The 17,790-nt window shown below is 54.3% G+C and carries 18 protein-coding genes, 1 tRNA gene and 1 pseudogene; 4 read left to right on the forward strand and 16 right to left on the reverse strand.

Going from position 1 to position 17,790, the window contains the following annotated elements; translation table 11 throughout:
- Positions 1 to 93 precede the first annotated feature (93 nt).
- From ACJSDX_RS11120 to ACJSDX_RS11130, 3 genes are all read right to left on the reverse strand, one after another.
- Entirely contained in the window at positions 94 to 639 is a 546-nt protein-coding gene (locus ACJSDX_RS11120; RefSeq protein WP_407994731.1) for a DUF262 domain-containing protein, read from the reverse strand.
- A gap of 157 nt (positions 640 to 796) precedes the next feature.
- Entirely contained in the window at positions 797 to 1,735 is a 939-nt protein-coding gene (locus ACJSDX_RS11125; RefSeq protein WP_407994757.1) for a TonB-dependent receptor plug domain-containing protein, read from the reverse strand.
- A gap of 303 nt (positions 1,736 to 2,038) precedes the next feature.
- A tRNA-Arg gene (locus tag ACJSDX_RS11130) sits at positions 2,039 to 2,115 on the reverse strand.
- Between the two features lie 120 nt (positions 2,116 to 2,235).
- Between ACJSDX_RS11130 and ACJSDX_RS11135 the strand changes: the two genes are divergently transcribed.
- A complete protein-coding gene (locus ACJSDX_RS11135; protein ID WP_309564380.1) occupies positions 2,236 to 2,511 on the forward strand; it encodes a hypothetical protein in 276 nt (91 codons plus the stop codon).
- Positions 2,512 to 2,563: 52 nt separating this feature from the next.
- On the forward strand, positions 2,564 to 3,397 hold the full coding sequence (locus tag ACJSDX_RS11140; RefSeq protein ID WP_407994732.1) for a symmetrical bis(5'-nucleosyl)-tetraphosphatase: 834 nt from the start codon (positions 2,564 to 2,566) through the stop codon (positions 3,395 to 3,397).
- A 19-nt stretch (positions 3,398 to 3,416) separates the two neighbouring features.
- Here the strand turns inward: ACJSDX_RS11140 and ACJSDX_RS11145 are convergent, their stop codons facing one another.
- From ACJSDX_RS11145 to ACJSDX_RS11165, 5 genes are all read right to left on the reverse strand, one after another.
- The gene (locus ACJSDX_RS11145; protein WP_407994733.1) at positions 3,417 to 4,217 is read right to left on the reverse strand and encodes a lysophospholipid acyltransferase family protein; all 801 of its coding nucleotides are present in this window, start codon (positions 4,215 to 4,217) and stop codon (positions 3,417 to 3,419) included.
- Positions 4,195 to 4,944: a GNAT family N-acetyltransferase gene (locus tag ACJSDX_RS11150; RefSeq protein ID WP_407994734.1), complete on the reverse strand. Its 750-nt coding sequence runs from the start codon at positions 4,942 to 4,944 to the stop codon at positions 4,195 to 4,197. Before ACJSDX_RS11150 ends, ACJSDX_RS11145 begins: the two co-directional genes overlap by 23 nt.
- Before the next feature lie 132 nt (positions 4,945 to 5,076).
- Entirely contained in the window at positions 5,077 to 5,529 is a 453-nt protein-coding gene (locus tag ACJSDX_RS11155; RefSeq protein WP_407994735.1) for an outer membrane lipoprotein, read from the reverse strand.
- Between the two features lie 11 nt (positions 5,530 to 5,540).
- Entirely contained in the window at positions 5,541 to 6,503 is a 963-nt protein-coding gene (locus ACJSDX_RS11160) for a carbohydrate kinase family protein (protein WP_407994736.1), read from the reverse strand.
- A gap of 125 nt (positions 6,504 to 6,628) precedes the next feature.
- On the reverse strand, positions 6,629 to 7,201 hold the full coding sequence (locus ACJSDX_RS11165) for a TetR/AcrR family transcriptional regulator (protein ID WP_309564386.1): 573 nt from the start codon (positions 7,199 to 7,201) through the stop codon (positions 6,629 to 6,631).
- A gap of 255 nt (positions 7,202 to 7,456) precedes the next feature.
- Between ACJSDX_RS11165 and ACJSDX_RS11170 the strand changes: the two genes are divergently transcribed.
- Complete coding sequence (locus ACJSDX_RS11170) at positions 7,457 to 7,951, forward strand: SRPBCC family protein (protein ID WP_407994737.1); 495 nt, start codon at positions 7,457 to 7,459, stop codon at positions 7,949 to 7,951.
- 60 nt (positions 7,952 to 8,011) lie between these two features.
- Here ACJSDX_RS11170 and ACJSDX_RS11175 read toward each other — a convergent pair whose 3' ends face one another.
- The 3 genes from ACJSDX_RS11175 to ACJSDX_RS11185 are packed head-to-tail and all read right to left on the reverse strand — an operon-like array spanning position 8,012 to position 9,756.
- Positions 8,012 to 8,806 carry a hypothetical protein gene (locus ACJSDX_RS11175; protein ID WP_407994738.1) on the reverse strand — a complete coding sequence of 265 codons (795 nt, stop codon included), beginning with the start codon at positions 8,804 to 8,806 and terminating at the stop codon, positions 8,012 to 8,014.
- A 13-nt stretch (positions 8,807 to 8,819) separates the two neighbouring features.
- The gene (gene hemJ / locus ACJSDX_RS11180) at positions 8,820 to 9,233 is read right to left on the reverse strand and encodes a protoporphyrinogen oxidase HemJ (RefSeq protein WP_407994739.1); all 414 of its coding nucleotides are present in this window, start codon (positions 9,231 to 9,233) and stop codon (positions 8,820 to 8,822) included.
- A 1-nt stretch (position 9,234) separates the two neighbouring features.
- Positions 9,235 to 9,756: a peroxiredoxin family protein gene (locus ACJSDX_RS11185; RefSeq protein ID WP_309564390.1), complete on the reverse strand. Its 522-nt coding sequence runs from the start codon at positions 9,754 to 9,756 to the stop codon at positions 9,235 to 9,237.
- 188 nt (positions 9,757 to 9,944) lie between these two features.
- On the opposite strand from ACJSDX_RS11185, the gene ACJSDX_RS11190 reads away from it, so the two are divergent.
- Positions 9,945 to 13,760, forward strand: coding sequence for a DUF3683 domain-containing protein (locus ACJSDX_RS11190; RefSeq protein WP_407994740.1), 3,816 nt, complete (start codon positions 9,945 to 9,947; stop codon positions 13,758 to 13,760).
- Between the two features lie 427 nt (positions 13,761 to 14,187).
- On the opposite strand, the pseudogene ACJSDX_RS11195 reads toward ACJSDX_RS11190, so the two are convergent.
- From ACJSDX_RS11195 to ACJSDX_RS11215, 5 genes and pseudogenes are all read right to left on the reverse strand, one after another.
- Positions 14,188 to 14,580: pseudogene (locus ACJSDX_RS11195) on the reverse strand (hemagglutinin repeat-containing protein); the annotation flags it as partial.
- A 101-nt stretch (positions 14,581 to 14,681) separates the two neighbouring features.
- Complete coding sequence (locus ACJSDX_RS11200) at positions 14,682 to 15,278, reverse strand: hypothetical protein (protein ID WP_407994741.1); 597 nt, start codon at positions 15,276 to 15,278, stop codon at positions 14,682 to 14,684.
- 2 nt (positions 15,279 to 15,280) lie between these two features.
- Positions 15,281 to 16,213, reverse strand: a complete 933-nt coding sequence (locus ACJSDX_RS11205; protein WP_407994742.1) for a hypothetical protein — start codon at positions 16,211 to 16,213, stop codon at positions 15,281 to 15,283.
- A 213-nt stretch (positions 16,214 to 16,426) separates the two neighbouring features.
- Entirely contained in the window at positions 16,427 to 17,017 is a 591-nt protein-coding gene (locus ACJSDX_RS11210; protein ID WP_407994743.1) for a DUF6990 domain-containing protein, read from the reverse strand.
- Positions 17,018 to 17,790: hypothetical protein (locus tag ACJSDX_RS11215; RefSeq protein WP_407994744.1), on the reverse strand; the 773-nt coding region annotated here is incomplete at its 5' end. It lies immediately after the preceding gene.

Consider the following 17,790-nt stretch of genomic DNA (forward strand, 5'->3'; position numbering starts at 1 on the left):
TCTGCCACAGCTTTCAGTCGGGCTTCAATTTGGACATGCAAGGCGTTCCCCAGCGCCGCTGCTTGGCAGCCTTCTCATGCCGAGGTGATCAAGTCATTGTAACCGCGAATGGCTATATGTCCTTGAAGCATGCTCCAGCTTTCCATAATTGAGATGTTCATATATGGCCCGCAAATGCTGCAGGTCATTCGAGTATTGCAACTCAAAGCAGGGGAAAGGCTGGTGATGGAACCTTCTCTCGCGCGTCAGTTCGTCCAGGTCGTCATGGAAAACGCCATTGAAGATGCTGATCTTGTTGTCCACAAAATCCCGGATGGCGGTAATCCTGTTGACGCCGTCCAGCAGCCAGCCCGACATCGGCTTGACGCCGCTCGTGCGCCATTGCGGCGCATGGATCACGTAATATCCGATCGGCACGCCGAGAAAAATATTCTCGATAAAGCGGGCCTGCCGGTTCTTGTCCCAGTCGGTGAACTGGCTCCAAGGCGGCAGCACGAAGTTGACCAGGGTCTTTTCGCTTTCCAGGCAGGGAAGCTGTGGAGACATGCCGAAGATATGCTCGATTGGATGATTGTGCGGCGTGCCGTGCAAGAGCCGATCTGGAAGCAGCGGGGATTTTTGATGAGGCACGTCTGCCATGATCAATCTCCTTTTATTGTGAAATGGAATTAAGGGGTATTGCAAAATAAGATAATCCTGCCGAGCAATAGTTCCAGCGCCCAGCATAGGCATTGATCGTGAAATCCCGATTGAGGCGGAGAAGCTGAGCGAGGAGCGTTGCCGGGCTAGAGCGCTTTTAAGCGCTCGATGGCCGCATCCAGTCGCGTTCGTTTGAGTATGACCATGGCTGTGCCCAGTTTTTGCTGCTCTTGGGCGCGCGAGGCACCGTGGTGATATTGTCTGCCAATGTCACATTAGTGCGCGTTTCGCGCAGCTTGTTGTCTTGATAGCCGAGGTCGGCGGAAATTCGCGTCTGGTCGCCACGCCAGTCCAGCCCAATCGAAGCAAGGCCGAGCTCAACATGTTCGTCATCTATGCCGGTACCGCCGCGTCGTTGCGTGACATTAAGGCGGATGCCCATGCGTTCATCCGGACCGAAGCGGCGGGCAAAGTCTGCCGATACCAAGCCTTGGTCGCCACGGCTCCAACCCAGGGTGACGCGGTTGATAGGCTCGTTTGGCGCACGCTTGGGTAAAAGGGAAATGGCACCGCCGATGCCGTCGCCATTAGGGTTTGTTCCAGTCAGGAACGCGGAAGCGCCGCGTAAAACCTCGACACGCTCGAACAGTTCGGCAGAAATATATTGACGCGGAAGCAAGCCGTATAAGCCATTGTATGCCACGCTGTCAGAGCCCAAGATAAAGCCGCGGATATAATAAGATTCCTGGAAATTGCCGTAGCCGCGTGCAACACGCACGGAAGGATCGTTGAGCAATACGTCGCCCACGCTCTTTGCCTGCTGATCCTGAATAAGCTCGTTGGTATAAGCATTGAAGGAAAACGGAGTATCCATGATCTCTTTATTGCCCAGCAAGCCGATGCGAGCACCTTTTGCTACCTGTCGTCCGGCATAGGATTTGACCAAGCCCTCGGCAGAAGCATCCGCACTGGCTGTTACATTTATTTCCTCCAAAGGGGAATCTTCATGTTTTTCTTCTTCTGCATGGGAATGAATGCTTGCCAGCGCTAGCATGAGTGAAATGGCGAAGGGGGATAAACGTGAATTAACAGGCACGCTCAGCAAATTAATCTCCTTGAATAGGAAAACTTAGGGTGAGTTACCGAGCAATTTATATTCTGAGTACAAATAAGTAAACATCTCATTTGTATTTATGTGCTGCCACATTTTTGCTCATCACAAACCTCTCATGAGAAAAAACCGTATGACATTGAAATGTTCAAGCCATCTTCATGGCGTTGGATGCGGCAGTCGATGCCCTGCAAACCATGTGTGGAAATATTCAGGAGCGTAACCGCGCGAGTTTGTGCGAACTTCCGATAAGGCCGGGTTTGAAAAGTCTAACTTCTAATTCGGTGATGGTGCGCCCGACAGGAGTCGAACCTGTGACCTTTGGCTTCGGAAACCAACACTCTATCCAACTGAGCTACGGGCGCATTTTGAGTAGGGAATGGATTATAACAAATGAATAGATGCTTGTCCTTGCTATAACCTTTTCTCTAGCGGGGGTTATTGAGTATAATCCTTGGCATTTTCCCTGTATGGATTGGTTTTGTATGAGCGCGCACGAGTACGATTTTCCGAAAACAACCAAGACGCAATTTATTCTTGCGGCATTAGGCGCCTTGTTTGCGCCATTGCTGGTGCTGTTCCTTGTTGCGCGTTTGTTTTTTGGCATTCAGTCTGGTTTGGTTGATGATCCCGTAGTGGAGCAAAAGCCTGAGACAGCCGCCGCAGCGAAGCCTGCAGATACTGCCAGCGAAGACGAAGATGACGCTGATGATGAACCTGCTGCTGAAGCGCCGACAGCAGATGAAGAAAAGAGCGAATAACTACTTCTGTTATCTGTCTCTTCAGAAGTTTCCTCAATTTAGATAACAGCCCATGGCCACCTATGCGATAGGCGATATCCAGGGCTGTTATCGCTCCCTTCTTTCCCTGCTGGATGTCATCCAGTTCGATCCCGTAAAAGACAAGCTCTGGCTGGTCGGTGACCTGATCAATCGAGGTTCCGGCTCCCTGGAAACGCTCCGTTGGGCCAAGGCGCATGAATCCAGCCTGGTCATGGTGCTGGGCAACCACGACCTGCATGCATTGGCTGTGGCGGAGGGCTATGTGCGTGCGCACCGCAGCGATACCTTGCAGGCTATTTTTGATGCGCCTGACCGGGATGAGCTGCTGGAATGGCTGCGTTTGCGTCCCATGATGCATGCGGATGGCGACTTAGTGGTGGTGCACGCGGGTTTGCTGCCGCAGTGGAGTGCCGATCAGGCCTTGGAGCTGGGGCGCGAGGTAGAAACCGCCTTGCGTGGTGACGGCTACCAGAGTTTTCTTGCGCATATGTATGGCAACTATCCATTGCGTTGGGAGCCCGGCTTGCAAGGGATGGACCGCCTGCGCATGATCACGAACGCCATGACGCGCTTGCGCGTCTGTACGCCTGACGGCGCAATGGATTTTGAATTCAAAGGCGAGCTGGCCGATATCCCTGCGGGTAAATTGCCTTGGTTCGACATACCCGAACGGCGCTCAGCCGATGCCACGGTGATTTTCGGGCATTGGTCCGCGCTGGGTTTGCAGCAGCGCGACAATATTTATGCGCTGGATACGGGTTGCCTGTGGGGCGGCAAGTTGACGGCGCTGCGCCTTGAGGACCGCCGGACTTTCCAGGTGCCTTGCCATCCTGCAGACGGGGCCCGTGCAATCAAGGGCAGCTGATCGTAGCTTCCTTCAGCCTTTAGTCCAGGTTCAACCTGGCGGCGATCGACTGCCTTGCCATGAGGCAGAGTCCGCGCCTTTCGTGTCCCGCGCTGGCAATCGGGGCGGCAAAATCCAATTCCACAACCGGCCTTGGCTGCGCCAACACCATGCGCAGGGATTGCCATAGCGTGGTCTCGCCATGGTAGGCCATCGCCGTGTTGATGCTGCCGTCTATCTTGGGGTAGCGGATCGAGAATGGACGGATTGCCGTATCCGTATCAATGACTGCCTGCATGAGACTGCCCTTAAACGGTCTCAGCTCCGTGCCATCCGTCGTCGTGCCTTCAGGAAAGTAGCATAAGCAGTCTCCAGCCAAGATGCTCTTTGCTGCAGTTTCCACCATGCGGCTGGCATCCTGTTTTTTCTCGCGCTCGATGAACAGCGTATTCGCTTGCGCTACCAGCCAGCCAATCACCGGCCACGAGCGGATATCCGACTTGGCGATGAAACGCACAGTGCGGATGCTGTTGAGCGCATGGATGTCCAGCCAGGAGATGTGGTTGGCGACGAACATGGTGCCGCGTACATCCTCATTGGGAACATGGCCCTTGGCAATGACCTGGATATTGAGAATGCCCAGGAACTGCCTGCTCCAGCGGCGGATGATCCTGTCGCGCCTTGCAGCGCCCACATAGGGCAGGATGGTCGCCGCGACGGCAACGCCGTAAAGCGTGTGCAACCCAAGGCGCGTCAGGCGGAATAGCTGTATAGGCAGGGACGTCTTTTTTTCGGGCAAGCAGGTGGTGGTCGGCAGCTTATTTGAAAAAGTGAGCTGCATAGCGTTTGTTGAGTCGCGACAATGGTAGCATAACCAGCATGTCTGCTGTGTTGAAGTCGGGGTCCCAGGCCGGCGCGCCGCAGATATATGCGCCTAGGCGCAAGTAACCCTTGATCAGCGGCGGGCAGGCGACTTCCAGGTCTTTGCGCAATGCCTCCAGCGGCAGCGGGCAGTTCGGGAATACGCGGTATTCCACGGGCGAGAGGTGATCCTGCTGCAGTTGGTGGTACAAGCTGGCCGCCATGTGACCGCCGTCGGCCATGCCGATGCTGCCGCAGCCGATCATGTATTCGTAGCGATGCACTTTCATGTAGTTGGCGAGGCCTGCCCAGAGCAGGGTGATGGTGCCGCCCATGCGGTAATCCTTGTGGACGCAGGCACGGCCGACTTCCACCATGCTGGAGGCGAGGTGGCGCAGGCGCGAGAGATCGAACTCGCCGGCGGAATAATAACCGCCGGCTTCATTGGCCATGGCAGGGCTCAGGATGCGGTAAGTACCGACGACTTCGCCGGTTTCATGGTTGCGGACCAGCAAGTGGTCGCAAAAGGCATCAAAGCCATCCTGGTCGAGGCCTTCGGTGCCGGAGACGTTGGCGCCCATTTCCTCTGCGAATACCTTGTAGCGCAGGCGTTGCGCTTCGGCGATTTCAGAAGCGTTGCGGGCAAGGCTGACGTATAGCTGATTGGCACCGCTCTTGGTGCCGAGGGAAGACTGCCGGTCAAGCATGAGGCTTATCCTGACGATTGAGATAGGCCACACTCTAAAAGTGCCGAATGACGGAACGGTTAAAACCAGGTTAAGCTTTTATGAAAATGCCGGGCAAGCCCGGCATTGATGGAGATGAGAGGGAAGAGCGAGTTAATGGGTCACGCGGGTGACGCCGCCGCTTTCCACCAGGCGCACCTTGTCGCCGGGGTTGAATTGGACGTCCGCTTCCTGCACCACGGCAATCAGGTTGCCGCTTTCAAGCTTGACGGTAATTTCCAGGCCGTCCTTGCGCGTGACGCCTTCTTCAGCTGCTGCGCCCGCCAGGCCGCCCACCAAGGCGCCGAGCACGGTCGCAATCGCTTGTCCGCGTCCGCCGCCGACGGAGCTGCCCGCAATGCCGCCGACCACGGCGCCTGCGCCGCCGCCGATGGGCGTCTTGGTGCCTTCCAGTCTGACGTTGCGCACGCTTTCCACCACGCCCAGGCGCACGGTCTGGGTCTTGCGGGCCTCGTCGCGGCTATATACGTCGCCTGAGTTCGAGCTCATGCAACCGCCCAGGGTAAGTAAAATAATTGCTGCTGCAAATAAAGACGTAATGCGCATGCTATTGCTCCTTAAGCGTTTTGTTCTTCAGCGTATTCTGACAATGTTTCGTCAACCAGCACCTGACTATAAATATGTTGAATCTCTTCGCGCGTGACTTTGTGGTTTTGCGCGCCGCGGCTGGCGATCTTGATGGCGCCCATCACGGATGCCAGGCGGCCGCTCACTGTCCAGTCCCATCCTTGCGCAATGCCGTAAAGCAAGCCGGCGCGGTAGGCATCGCCACAGCCGGTAGGGTCCACCACCTGCTCCGCTTTCACGCATGGAATTCTGTATAGCTTTCCATCGGCGTAAATCGTAGAGCCTTTAGCCCCTTCGGTCACGATCAAGGCCGTGACCTTTTCCGCTACCTGTTTCAGCGTAAGACCAGTCTTGTCCTGTAATAGTTGCGCCTCATAGTCGTTCACGGCGACATAAGTGGCAAGATCGATGAAATGCAGTAATTCCTCGCCGTTGAACATCGGCAATCCTTGGCCGGGATCGAACATGAACGGGATGCCTTTCTCGTGGCATTCCTTTGCGTGCAGGAACATGCCTTCGCGGCCGTCCGGCGCGATGATGGCGAGGCCGATGTCCTGCGCATCATGCACGCTGTTCTGGTGGCATTCGCTCATGGCGCCAGGGTGGAATGCCGTAATCTGGTTGTCGTCCTGGTCGGTGGTGATGAAGGCCTGGGCCGTGAAGGTGCCGGGAATGTTCTTGATGTGGGTGGTTTCCAGCCGATGTTGTTCCAGCCAGTTCGTATAGCCTGCAAAATCATCGCCCACTGTCGCCATGATAACCGGGTCGCCTTGCAGCAGCTTGAGGTTGTAGGCAATGTTGCCGGCTGTGCCGCCAAACTCGCGGCGCATTTCCGGCACGAAGAAGCATATGTTCAGCATGTGGATTTTGTCTGGCAGGATATGGTTCCTGAACTGGTCGCCAAAAACCATGATGGTGTCAAATGCCATGGAGCCGCAAATCAATATCCGCATGTCTAGAGCCTATCTATCGCAATCGTGTATAAACCCGCATTATCTAGGGCCTGCAGGCCGACTGCAAGCATGAAAAAAGCCCGCAAGACTGCGGGCTTCTTGTGGGGTGGCGGATGACGGTGCAGTTACGCTGCCTGTTTCTCCAATGAGTTCTCGATCAGGATCTTGGCTGCTTTCTTGGCATATTTCACTGCCCCGGAGCCACGCTTGATTTGCTCAGCCTGGATGGCGCCCTCGATCAGGATGGAGAGCTGCAACGCCAGGCTGTCCGGGTCGCGTGCGCCGGCATCGGCGGCGAGCTCTGCCAGGAATTGGCGGAACTGGCGCGATTGCTCGGCCGAAAGGCGATGGACAGGGTTTTCCTCATTGGGGAATTCGGCAGATGCCTTGAGGAAGGCCATGCCGCGGAAATCCGGCGCCGTGACCCATTCCTCGATGAAGTCGAACAGCTTTTGCAGGCGCTCGGAAGGCTTTCTGGCATTCTTGCTGAGGTTTTGGCTGAGCCAGTCGGTGAAGTCGGCATGGCCTTTCTGGAGCACTTCCAGGATCAGGTCTTCCTTGCTGCGGAAATACTTGTACAACGTCATCTTGGTCGTGCCGGCGACCGCGACGATCGTATCGACCCCGGTGGAGTTGATGCCACGCGTCTGGAACAGGTCGGAGGCAACATGCAGTATTTTTTCCCGTAGGACGGACATAATGCGATTCCTTATTGAACGTACAGATTGTACGCAATGTTTATATACTGGGCAGTATATACATATTCATGCCAAAGCAGGTGAATAACAGATTCATTATCTGCATCATCCGGCTAATGCCCGAGTATAAGTCCTGCTTTTGAATCCTGCTTGGTTTAAGTGTAAACAAACTGTTACAAAAGTATAAAAAAGTGTAAATTGACAGCCGCTGCATTTGTAGGAACAAACTAGTCTGCTATTTACAGGAAGGTATGTATGCGAGAACTTTTATCATGGGGGTTGGGCGGGCTGATGGTGATTGCGTCTTCAGTCTTTGCGGCGGATAAACCGCTTTCCGTGAAAGAAACCATTGTGCTGGATGCGCCGGCTGAGGTGGTGTGGGCCAAGATCGGCCATTTCGACGATATGAGCTGGCATCCGGGAATCGCCTCGACGGAGATCGTGGACGGCGATGAGGAAAAACCTGGCGCGAAACGCATTTTGACCCTCAAGGATGGCGGCAAGATCCATGAGACCTTGACTGCGCGTGATGCCAAGAAGATGAAGCTTTCGTACAAAATTACGGAAAGCGTATTGCCGGTGAGCGAATACAGCGCCACGCTTTCAGTGAGGCCTGAAGGAACGCGTAGCCGCGTGGTGTGGGTCAGCCAATTCAAGCGCAAGGCGCCGAGCGACGACAAAGCGGGCGTGGACACCATCACGGGCATATTCCAATCCGGCTTGTCGCAATTGAAAGCCAGTTTGCACTGAGCGCCCTTAAATAAGCAACAAAAAAGCCGGGAAACCGGCTTTCTTGTTTTCAGGAACTGTTCAGGATTGCTGGATGGGCTTCTTGACCGTGACCAAAGGAACCGTCAGCTGGGCTTTGATATAGGCCTGTTCCGATTCGGAGAGCATGGTGAGCGGCCTGTATTCGCAGCTCACTTTCTTCAACAATTGGGTGGCCAGGATGATTTCCTCGGCCTGGCTGGAAAGATTGCCTGCCACGATGTTGGTGAGGAACACGCCACGTTCGGAAGCGCCCAGCATCAATGCCTGGGGGAACTGGCAATTGCCTTGGCGCATGCGCTCGATGGCGCTGTAAAGTTCCGCGACATGGTGCGGGCTCGCGACTTTTTCCTGAGCCACCGTGTTCCATAATTGGTGGCTGGATGAGGATTTGTGCACCGGCGGCGTTTCCCGCAGCATGTACCACGACATAAACAAGGTGATCCCCAGCAGGCTGATGAAGCTGGCGCTCATGCCGAAGTCCCGCAGTTTGCGCCAGCTGCCGTCGCATTGGGCGTGAATCAAGGCGTCGCTGGCCGTGCGCGCATGGCGCAATGCCTGGCTGCCTGGGTGCTGCAGTTCTTCCCGCAACGCATTTTCCAGCATGATGATGATTTGCTGCGCCAATATCTCGGGCAGCTGGGCGCCGCCCGCCTTGGCCTGCTTGCTGAGGAATCGGGTCAGGCTGGCTTTTTGCTGCAGCAGCTCTTGTTCAATATCCTGCAACGGTCGTGCGGGCATGAGCGTCAGGTCGAAAATTTTCAACAAGCGCGATTGCGGCTTGTCTTTGCTTGCCTTGAGGGATTGCATCAACCATGAGTGATTTCGATTGAACATAGGCATATCCTGGCTAGAAAGGTTTGACGACCACCAATATCACCACTGCGGCTAGCAAGAGCACGGGAAATTCGTTCAGCCAACGGTAAAAAACGTGGCCGTGACGGTTGCGGTCGTGCTTGAAATCGAACAGCAGCTTGCCGCAATACACATGATAGGCAACCAGCAGGGCGACCAATGTGAGCTTCGCGTGCAGCCAGCCGCCTGAAAAACCATAACCTTGCCATAGCCAGAGGCCGAACGCGATGGTGAGCACCGCTCCCGGCGTCATGATGCCGAAGAACAGCTTGCGCTCCATGATCTTGAAGCGTTCGCTGCCGGTGCGGTCTTCGGTCTGGGCATGGTAGACGAACAGGCGCGGCAGATAGAACAGGCCGGCGAACCAGGTCACCATGAACACGATATGCCAAGCCTTGATCCACAGCATGTCAGCCTGCCATTCCAAGATGCTGGTCAAGCAGTTTGCGCAGGGAGCCGAAATCCAGCTCGCCGATCAATTTCTGGATGATGCGGCCTTGCTTGTCGATGATGAACGAAGTCGGCGTGACGCGGACATCGCTGAACTGTACGGCGGCATCGCCGCTGCTGTCATGGCTGACGGGGAAGGGCAGGGCGTTGTTGTGGGAATAGTTGATGACCTGCTGGATGCCATCGTATGACATGGCGACCGCGATCACCTCAAACCCCTTGTCCTTGTATTGCTTGTATGTCTGGATCAATCCGGGCATTTCCGCGATGCAGCCGGGGCAGTCGGTTGCCCAGAAATTCACCAGGACCAGCTTGCCCTGCAGGGAGGACAGGGGAATGGTCTTGCCCTCCAGCGTAACGAAGGTGATGTCGGGCGCTTGCGGCTTTTGCGTCAGGGAAAAACCAAGAAAGGCGAGCAAGCCGACAATGGCGAGAGGGACCAGGACTTTGCGTAATTTCTGCGACATGGTGAAGACAACCATTCCAACATCAATGTATCTATGATGGCATTGTGGTGCTTTTCACCGGGTTTGTCATCTGAAATGCACAGGCTTTACTTGCGTATGCTAACAATTCTCATTCTCTTGAAAGCCGCGCCAGTACTGCATTTGCGCTTATTTTTGTATGTATCACCATGATATAATTGTGCCTTTAGCCGCCATTATTCAGCATGACTGCCCGCCTACGCGAAATCCCCTACAACTACACCTCCTTCTCCGACCGCGAAATCGTCATCCGCTTCCTCGGCGAGGACATCTGGAACGTACTGAACGAGCTGCGCTCCGAACGCAAGACCGGCCGTTCCGCGCGCATGTTGTTCGAGGTGCTGGGGGATTTGTGGGTGGTTTCGCGCAACCCGTATCTGCAGGACGACCTGCTTGCCAACAAGAAGCGTCGCAAGGCCTTGATCGACGCGCTGGCGCACCGCATCAAGGCCATCGACGAGCGCAGCGCGGGCAACGCCAAGGTGCTCAAGCTGGTGGTGGCGGCACGCAAGGCGGTGGATGCGTTTGCGCAGGAGTTCCAGGACATCGAGGTACTGCGCAAACAGGCATTGAGCAAGCTCTCGCGCCATACGCGCAAGGACAATATCCGGTTTGACGGCCTGTCTCGCGTTTCGCACGTGACGGACGCAACCGACTGGCGCGTCGAATACCCGTTCGTCGTGATTACGCCGGATACCGAGCAGGAGATCGCCGCGCTGGTGCGCGTCTGCATCGAGCTCGGCCTCACCATCATCCCGCGCGGCGGCGGAACCGGCTATACCGGCGGCGCCGTGCCGCTCACCAAGTTCTCCGCGGTCATCAACACGGAAAAGCTCGACCAGTATTCCGCAGTCAATTACACCCAATTGCCGGGCGTGGCGGACAAGGTGCCGGTAATCCATTGCGGCGCGGGCGTAGTGACGCGCCGCGTGATGGAGGCGGCCAGCGCCGCCGGGCTGGAATTCGCCGTCGACCCGACTTCCGCCGATGCCTCGTGCATAGGCGGCAACGTCGCGATGAACGCGGGCGGCAAGAAGGCCGTGCTCTGGGGCACGGCGCTCGACAACCTGGCGTCGTGGCGCATGGTGACGCCGGATGCGCAGTGGCTGTTCATCGAACGCCTGGACCACAACCTCGGCAAGATTCACGATGTGGAAACCGCGCGGTTCCGTATCACGCGCTATGAAGAGGACGGCAAGACCGTCATCGGCGAGCCTGAATTGCTCGACATCCCCGGCCCCAGCTTCCGCACTGTCGGCCTCGGCAAGGATGTCACGGACAAGTTCCTTTCCGGCCTGCCCGGCATCCAGAAGGAAGGCTGCGACGGCCTGATTACCTCGGCGACCTTCATCCTGCACCGCATGCCCAAGCACGTGCGCACCGTGTGCCTGGAGTTCTTCGGCCACGTCGCGCTTGCCGTGCCTTCCATCGTCGAGGTCAAGGATTACCTCGACGCGCACCCCAACACCATCCTTGCCGGGCTGGAGCATTTGGACGAGCGTTACCTGCGCGCCGTGGGCTATGCCACCAAGGCCAACCGCAGCGAGCGGCCCAAGATGGTGCTGATCGCCGATATCGCGAGCGACGACGAGGCAGGCGTGGGCGAGGCGGCTTCGCAGGTGGTGCGCTTGGCCAACGCGCGTGGCGGCGAGGGCTTCATTGCCGTGTCGAGCGAGGCGCGCAAGAAATTCTGGCTGGACCGGGCGCGCACTGCGGCGATCGCCAAGCACACCAACGCATTCAAGATCAACGAAGACGTGGTGATCCCCCTGCCGCGCCTGGGCGACTACTCCGATGGCATCGAGCGCATCAACATCGAGCTCTCGATCAAGAACAAGCTCAAGCTGCTGGATGCGCTCGAGGCCTTTATCGAAGGCGACCTGCCGTTATACGAGGACGACGAGACCCAGGCCGACCCTGAAAGCGTTGTCGCCAAGCGCCAGATGGCGCTGGAACTGTTCGCCGCCACGCGCCAGCATTGGCAAAAGGTGCTGGACAACCTCGACGGCGCGATTTCCCTGCTCGGGCCGGATTTCAGCGACCTTGCCGTGGAAAACATTTTCCGCGCCGTGCAGGAGCACCAGGTGCGCATCTCCTGGAAGCAGGACATTAAGAAGGAACTGCACCGCATCTTTACCGGGCGCGAGTACCGCCGCATCCTCGAGCGCTGCGACGAGATACACAAGCAAGTCCTGAAGGGCCGCGTCTTCGTCGCGCTGCACATGCACGCGGGCGACGGCAACGTGCATACCAATATCCCCGTGAACTCCGACGACTACGAAATGATGCAGACCGCGCACGAAGCCGTGGCGCGCATCATGAAGCTGGCGACCGGCCTGGGCGGCGTGATCTCGGGCGAACACGGCATCGGCATCACCAAGATGGAGTTCCTCGACGACAAGACCGTGGCCAAGTTTGCCGACTACAAGGCCAAGGTCGATCCGGAAGGCCGCTTCAACAAGGGCAAGCTCATGGCGGGTTCCGGTCTGCATTCGGCCTATACGCCCTCGTTCGGCCTGCTGGAGCAGGAATCCATCATCATGGAACAATCGGCGATCGGCGATATCGCCGACTCCATCAGCGACTGCCTGCGCTGCGGCAAGTGCAAGCCGGTGTGCACCACGCACGTCCCGCGCGCCAACCTGCTCTACAGCCCGCGCAACAAGATACTCGGCACCTCGCTGCTGATCGAGGCATTCCTCTACGAGGAGCAGACACGGCGCGGCATCTCGCTCAAGCATTTCGACGAGTTCAACGACGTCTCCGACCATTGCACGGTCTGCCACCGCTGCGAGAAGCCGTGCCCGGTCGATATCGACTTCGGCGACGTCTCGATCGCCATGCGCAACTTCCTGCGCGAGCAGGGCAAGAAGCATTTCAACCCCGGCACCACGGCGGCGATGACCTTCCTCAACATCAAGGACCCGGCCACCATCCGCGCCATGCGCACCGCCATGGTCGGCTTCGGCTACAAGGCGCAGCGCGTGGCGCATGGCCTGTTCAAGCGACTTGGTGTGTTGAACGGCACCAAGAAGGCTCCGCCGCAAACCCTGGGCAAACCCGAGATCAAGGCGCAGGTGATTCATTTCCTTAACCGCCCGATGCCGAAAGCGATGCCGACCAAGACTTCGCGTGCCTTGCTCGGCATCGAGGACGACACCATCGTGCCGGTGATCCGCAACCCGCAGAAGACCACCGACGATTCGGATGCCGTTTTCTATTTCCCCGGCTGCGGCTCGGAGCGCCTGTTCTCCACTGTGGGGCTGGCGACGCAAGCCATGCTGTACGAGGCCGGCGCGATTACCGTGCTGCCGCCCGGCTACCTCTGCTGCGGCTATCCGCAGACCTCGAGCGGTAACCACGACAAGGGCCAGCAGATCACGGCGGACAACCGCGTGCAGTTCCACCGCGTCGCCAACACTTTGAACTACCTCGACATCAAGACCGTGATCGTCTCTTGCGGCACATGCATGGACCAGTTGCAGAAGTACGAATTCGAGCGCATCTTCCCGGGCGCAAGATTGCTGGACATCCACGAATACCTGATGGAGAAGAACTTCAAGATCGAGGGCGTCACCGGCACGCGCTACATGTATCACGACCCCTGCCATACGCCGATGAAGACCTATGCGCCGATGAAAGTGACGCAGGCGCTGGTGGGCGAGAACGAAGTTGCGCTCAACGACCGCTGCTGCGGCGAATCCGGCACCTTCGCCGTCGCGCGTCCCGATATCGCCACCCAGGTGAAAATGCGCAAGCAGGAAGAACTGGAAAAAGGCATGGCGAAAATGGGCCTGACCCCGGGCCGTCCCGAACAAGACGTGAAAATCCTCACCTCCTGCCCGTCCTGCCTGCAAGGCCTGTCACGCTACGGCGAGGATACCGGCATCGAAGCCGACTACATCGTCGTCGAAATGGCCAAGCACCTGCTGGGCGAAAACTGGATGCAGGATTACGTGCAAAAGGCCAACAATGGCGGGATAGAGAAAGTGTTGCTGTAACAACATCATTGAGATGCATAAAAAAGCCAGCGTCAGAGAGCTGCGGCAACCCAGCCTGGATGCCGCCGCCTATGGTAGCCGATGAAGCCTTGGCACCATACTCCGCCTTGTTCTGGATATTGGATACGGTGAGTGTTTCCGTGGAGAGGCTGTTCCTATTCTCCGCAATCGCGGTTTCCGTGGAAGCAATCACCGCCCCCTTGAGATCGGTATTGCCGTTGACATTGACCTGGAAGCCGCCATCGCCTGCATAGATGCCTGCTTGCTCATTGACGCTGGCATAGTCGCTCTTGATCTTGGTATTGGACGAACTGAACGACCCACCCGCCATGCCAGCGCCAACCGGCACACTGACGCTGATACCGGAGCTTGATTGTTTGCTGTCGTAAGTGCTGATGTCCTGCAAACTCTGGATATTGAGATTGCCATTGCCGGAGGTGCCGACATTGGCGATCACTTGCTTACCACGAACCTGTGCACCGATGATGTTGGCATCCGTCCCGCTATCCAGGCTCACCGTATTACCAGCCTGTACCACGCTCTCCGTCCACGTGACATCCGTTCCATTGGCCTTGCCTTTACCCTGTGATGCGCTGGCGGTGACGGCAAGCCCGTTGGAACCGATGCTGATGCCGACACTGGCGCTGCTGTTTTTATTCTTGCTGTTCAGCGTCTCCGTATTCCGTGCAGCGATCAAATTCACCTCGTCATCCGCCTTGAGATTCACATCCCCATCCGCCTTGATCGAGCTGCCGATGACGTTGATATCCGATTGCTCCCCAGCCCCTATAGCCGTGATGTTGACATCCCCGCCCACCATCACGGTGCTGCCCTGGGCCGTGCTTGCGTGGAAGTGCTGCTGCTTTTTGAAGTACCAATACTGGAAATCAAAGGGGTCAGACTCGATTGATCGTCTTATAGTTAATAGGATTGATTATTTTGTGGATTGCATGAAGGTGCGGGGTTAATCGTAATTTCTTTTGGTTGGAATTTTGTTTTTGAGCTATCCGCAACCAACTCTCTTACTCGAAGATAGCATTGCGCGCGCTCAATAATCATTGCAGCATCATAATTGCGATTGGGTTGAGGGTAAAAGTAGCCAGCAATAGGGCCACAACCTGAATGGTAAAATCGGCCATTGGATAATTGACCATCCCGCTCTAGGGATATCACGATAGTCAGAGGCTTGCCCGCGGCAACATGAAACTCATGATGAGACCACGTCATATCTTCTGTTTCCGGCATCCCAATTTTTTTGTTACCACCAAGCACAGAAAGCGCATTCAAAGCACCATAATTTTTACCGCCGCTGTGCGCCAAGATTTCTTCACTACTTCCTGGCTGGAAGCAAGATTTTCCTGGATACAAGTAAGTGTTATTAGGTAAGGAAAATACCCGCAATTGTGCAGTCGGTTCTCTGTCGGGAGATGAATCAATGACCTGATTGGTGGTGCATGCAGAAAGGAAGAGAAACGCTGTAATCTCAAGGGTAAATCCCAAGCAATAGAATAGTTTCATCGTTACCTCACGGGCGCAGATAATGCTCGGCGGGCCTGTTCCGGATCTACCCTGACAGGGCGCGGCACCGGATTAGCCTCACTGTCTTTCCAGCGTTGAATCTCCTTTTCACGCAATGTTTGAATCTCTTCTTGTGAAGGCAACACATAACCATCGGGCACTGGCATGATCTTGAAAGTCTCAACCCATTCCCTCAACAATGCGCGGCGAGGATTAAACCATTCTGGATAATGGACGACAGAATCAGGGAATCTGCCATAAACTAACAGGCTATAGTCGCCTACCCTGGTCATATAGAAATCCATGGCATCAGTCACACTACCAGCTTTGAGTTCTGCTTCTCGCGCTTTGTTATAAGGTGAGAGGCGAGGCTGAAAAGAAACAAACTCCCATTCCTGACCATGAATCATTAATTTTTCATGAGAATTGTAACTATAGGTAAGTTTGTCGCCGTATCTTGTTAAATCTCCTCCAAGTGGGAATTTGGAGCCTTTGTAAATAATCAGTCGATAAGCAATCGTGCCATCCACTCTTTCTTTCCCTGCATAGGTTTTCCATACATAGACAGCGCCTTTCTCAGGGTCCAGATTGGGAATGTATTTGGAGCTGGGAAAAGGTTTAACTTCTATTCGGTTGTAGCTTGGGTCCATGGATGCGGTGATAGGGAGTTTGTCAGTTTCCCTGATAACTCCATGACGAATAAATGGTAAACAGTTATCTTTTGTAAATTGCACATTGGATGGTACAAAAATTCCAAATTGAATTCTGAAATTTCCAGGTTCGAAAATATTATGATTGTTTGTGCACACAACTTTTAAGTCCGACGAAAATGGTTTGGAAGTAGGCAGGTATGAGTTTTCAATACGCTCATAGGCTTTTTTAAAGGAACATCCCATTAATGAGATTGCTATAACCAGGATAATGAGAATTCTCACTTACTGACCTCCAGGTATTGGTTGCTGATTAATGGTTGGAGACAAGGATGTGGTTGGCCAGGTTTTAGTAAAATAGGGGACAGACCACGTTTTTCTATATGGAGAGCAATGCATAATTAATCGTGGTCTGTCCCCTATTATTCATGGTGAGTGTCTCCGTATTGTTCCGTGCAATGATCATATTCACCTCATTATCCGCTTGCTTAGGATTGCCTATTTATTCATGAATGAGTTATTTTTAAAATTAATTACTTTGCTTAATTTAAGCGCGGATTCAATCATTTCCTCTTTGATATATGGAACGAAGTTCATGCGGTTTCCCTTCTTGAAGTTTTCTAGATAGTAGCTAAGTTTTTCTGAGTCACCATGAATGGCTAATGCTGCCAAGTGCCTCACAGGAAAAGCTCCTTTTGCATCTGTTGGTAAGGACCGATAATGCCATAAACCTTTCTCTATATCTTGTTGTTTTCCCCATGAAATAAGGTCGTCTGATAGCTTAATTATAGTATCATTTGTAATTGATTCTTTGTGGTAATTAAAATCTTTATATCTGCTTGATACGATAGGGATATTTTTTTTATTTTTTCCATAAATTATTGAAATTGCTTTATCAAATTCATTAGTGGTGATGGCTGCTACGCAGCCAAGTATTGACTCGCTGGTGAGATTTTTAATGCTGGGGATTGCAAGAATTTTACAGTTTTCCAATGAATATATGCAGCAGCTATCTCCGACTTCATCTTTGCTTATTTTCCAGCCAATTTCTCTTAATATATGCATTAGTTCTTTATTCGTGGCGATCATTTATTTTCTTACTCCTGGGAATTTCATAATCTCTATAGGTATTCCATTAGGATATCCTTGTTCTTTTAATGGAGTTCCAGCATCAAGGCCTAGTGCTTCTGCAACACTTCCTCGAGGTATTGAATCACCATTTTCGATTTGAGGATAAATTTCACTTTGACGAATGCTCAATTCAGCACTGCCAGTTTTAATCTCGATGATTTTAATTTTTCCATCTGGAGCAATTGCTACAATATCTGGTCGGCATCGTCCTGTTCCACACGAAGAGCCAAAAGTTACCTCCTTGCTATTTACTTCATATCCTTGAGATGCTAGTTGTCCTTTAACATTGTTTACTAATTGCAAATGATGTTTATAGTTATCTTGAACAGAAAGTAGAATCTGGTCTTTAATGCTTTGTTGTTGGGCGGCAGGATAGCCTTTTATTAGCTCATCCACCCATTGGGTAACACTATCCGCAGGATAACCCTCCAGGACATTATCAACCCACTCTCCAAGTGCTTGAGTGTTTTCTAGCGGAGGAGGCCCAAACTCCTTTTGCGCCTCAATGGGCGTAATCATAGGAGGAGTGGTAATGGGCGTATTTGGCTTACCATCAGGATGGTTGGTTGCTACATCTATACCCAATGCTACTGCCACAGTAGCCACGGAGCTGATGCCAAGCTCGGCAGCTTTTTGACGACAAGCCGGATTCGTGGCGCAATAGCGGACAGCAGCGGCAGAACCAGCGATAGCGGCATCAATGGTCGCCTCCACGGCTGGGATGGCAAGGA

It is taken from the genome of Methylobacillus draconifructus (assembly GCF_045984355.1).
Lineage (GTDB): Bacteria > Pseudomonadota > Gammaproteobacteria > Burkholderiales > Methylophilaceae > Methylobacillus > Methylobacillus flagellatus_A.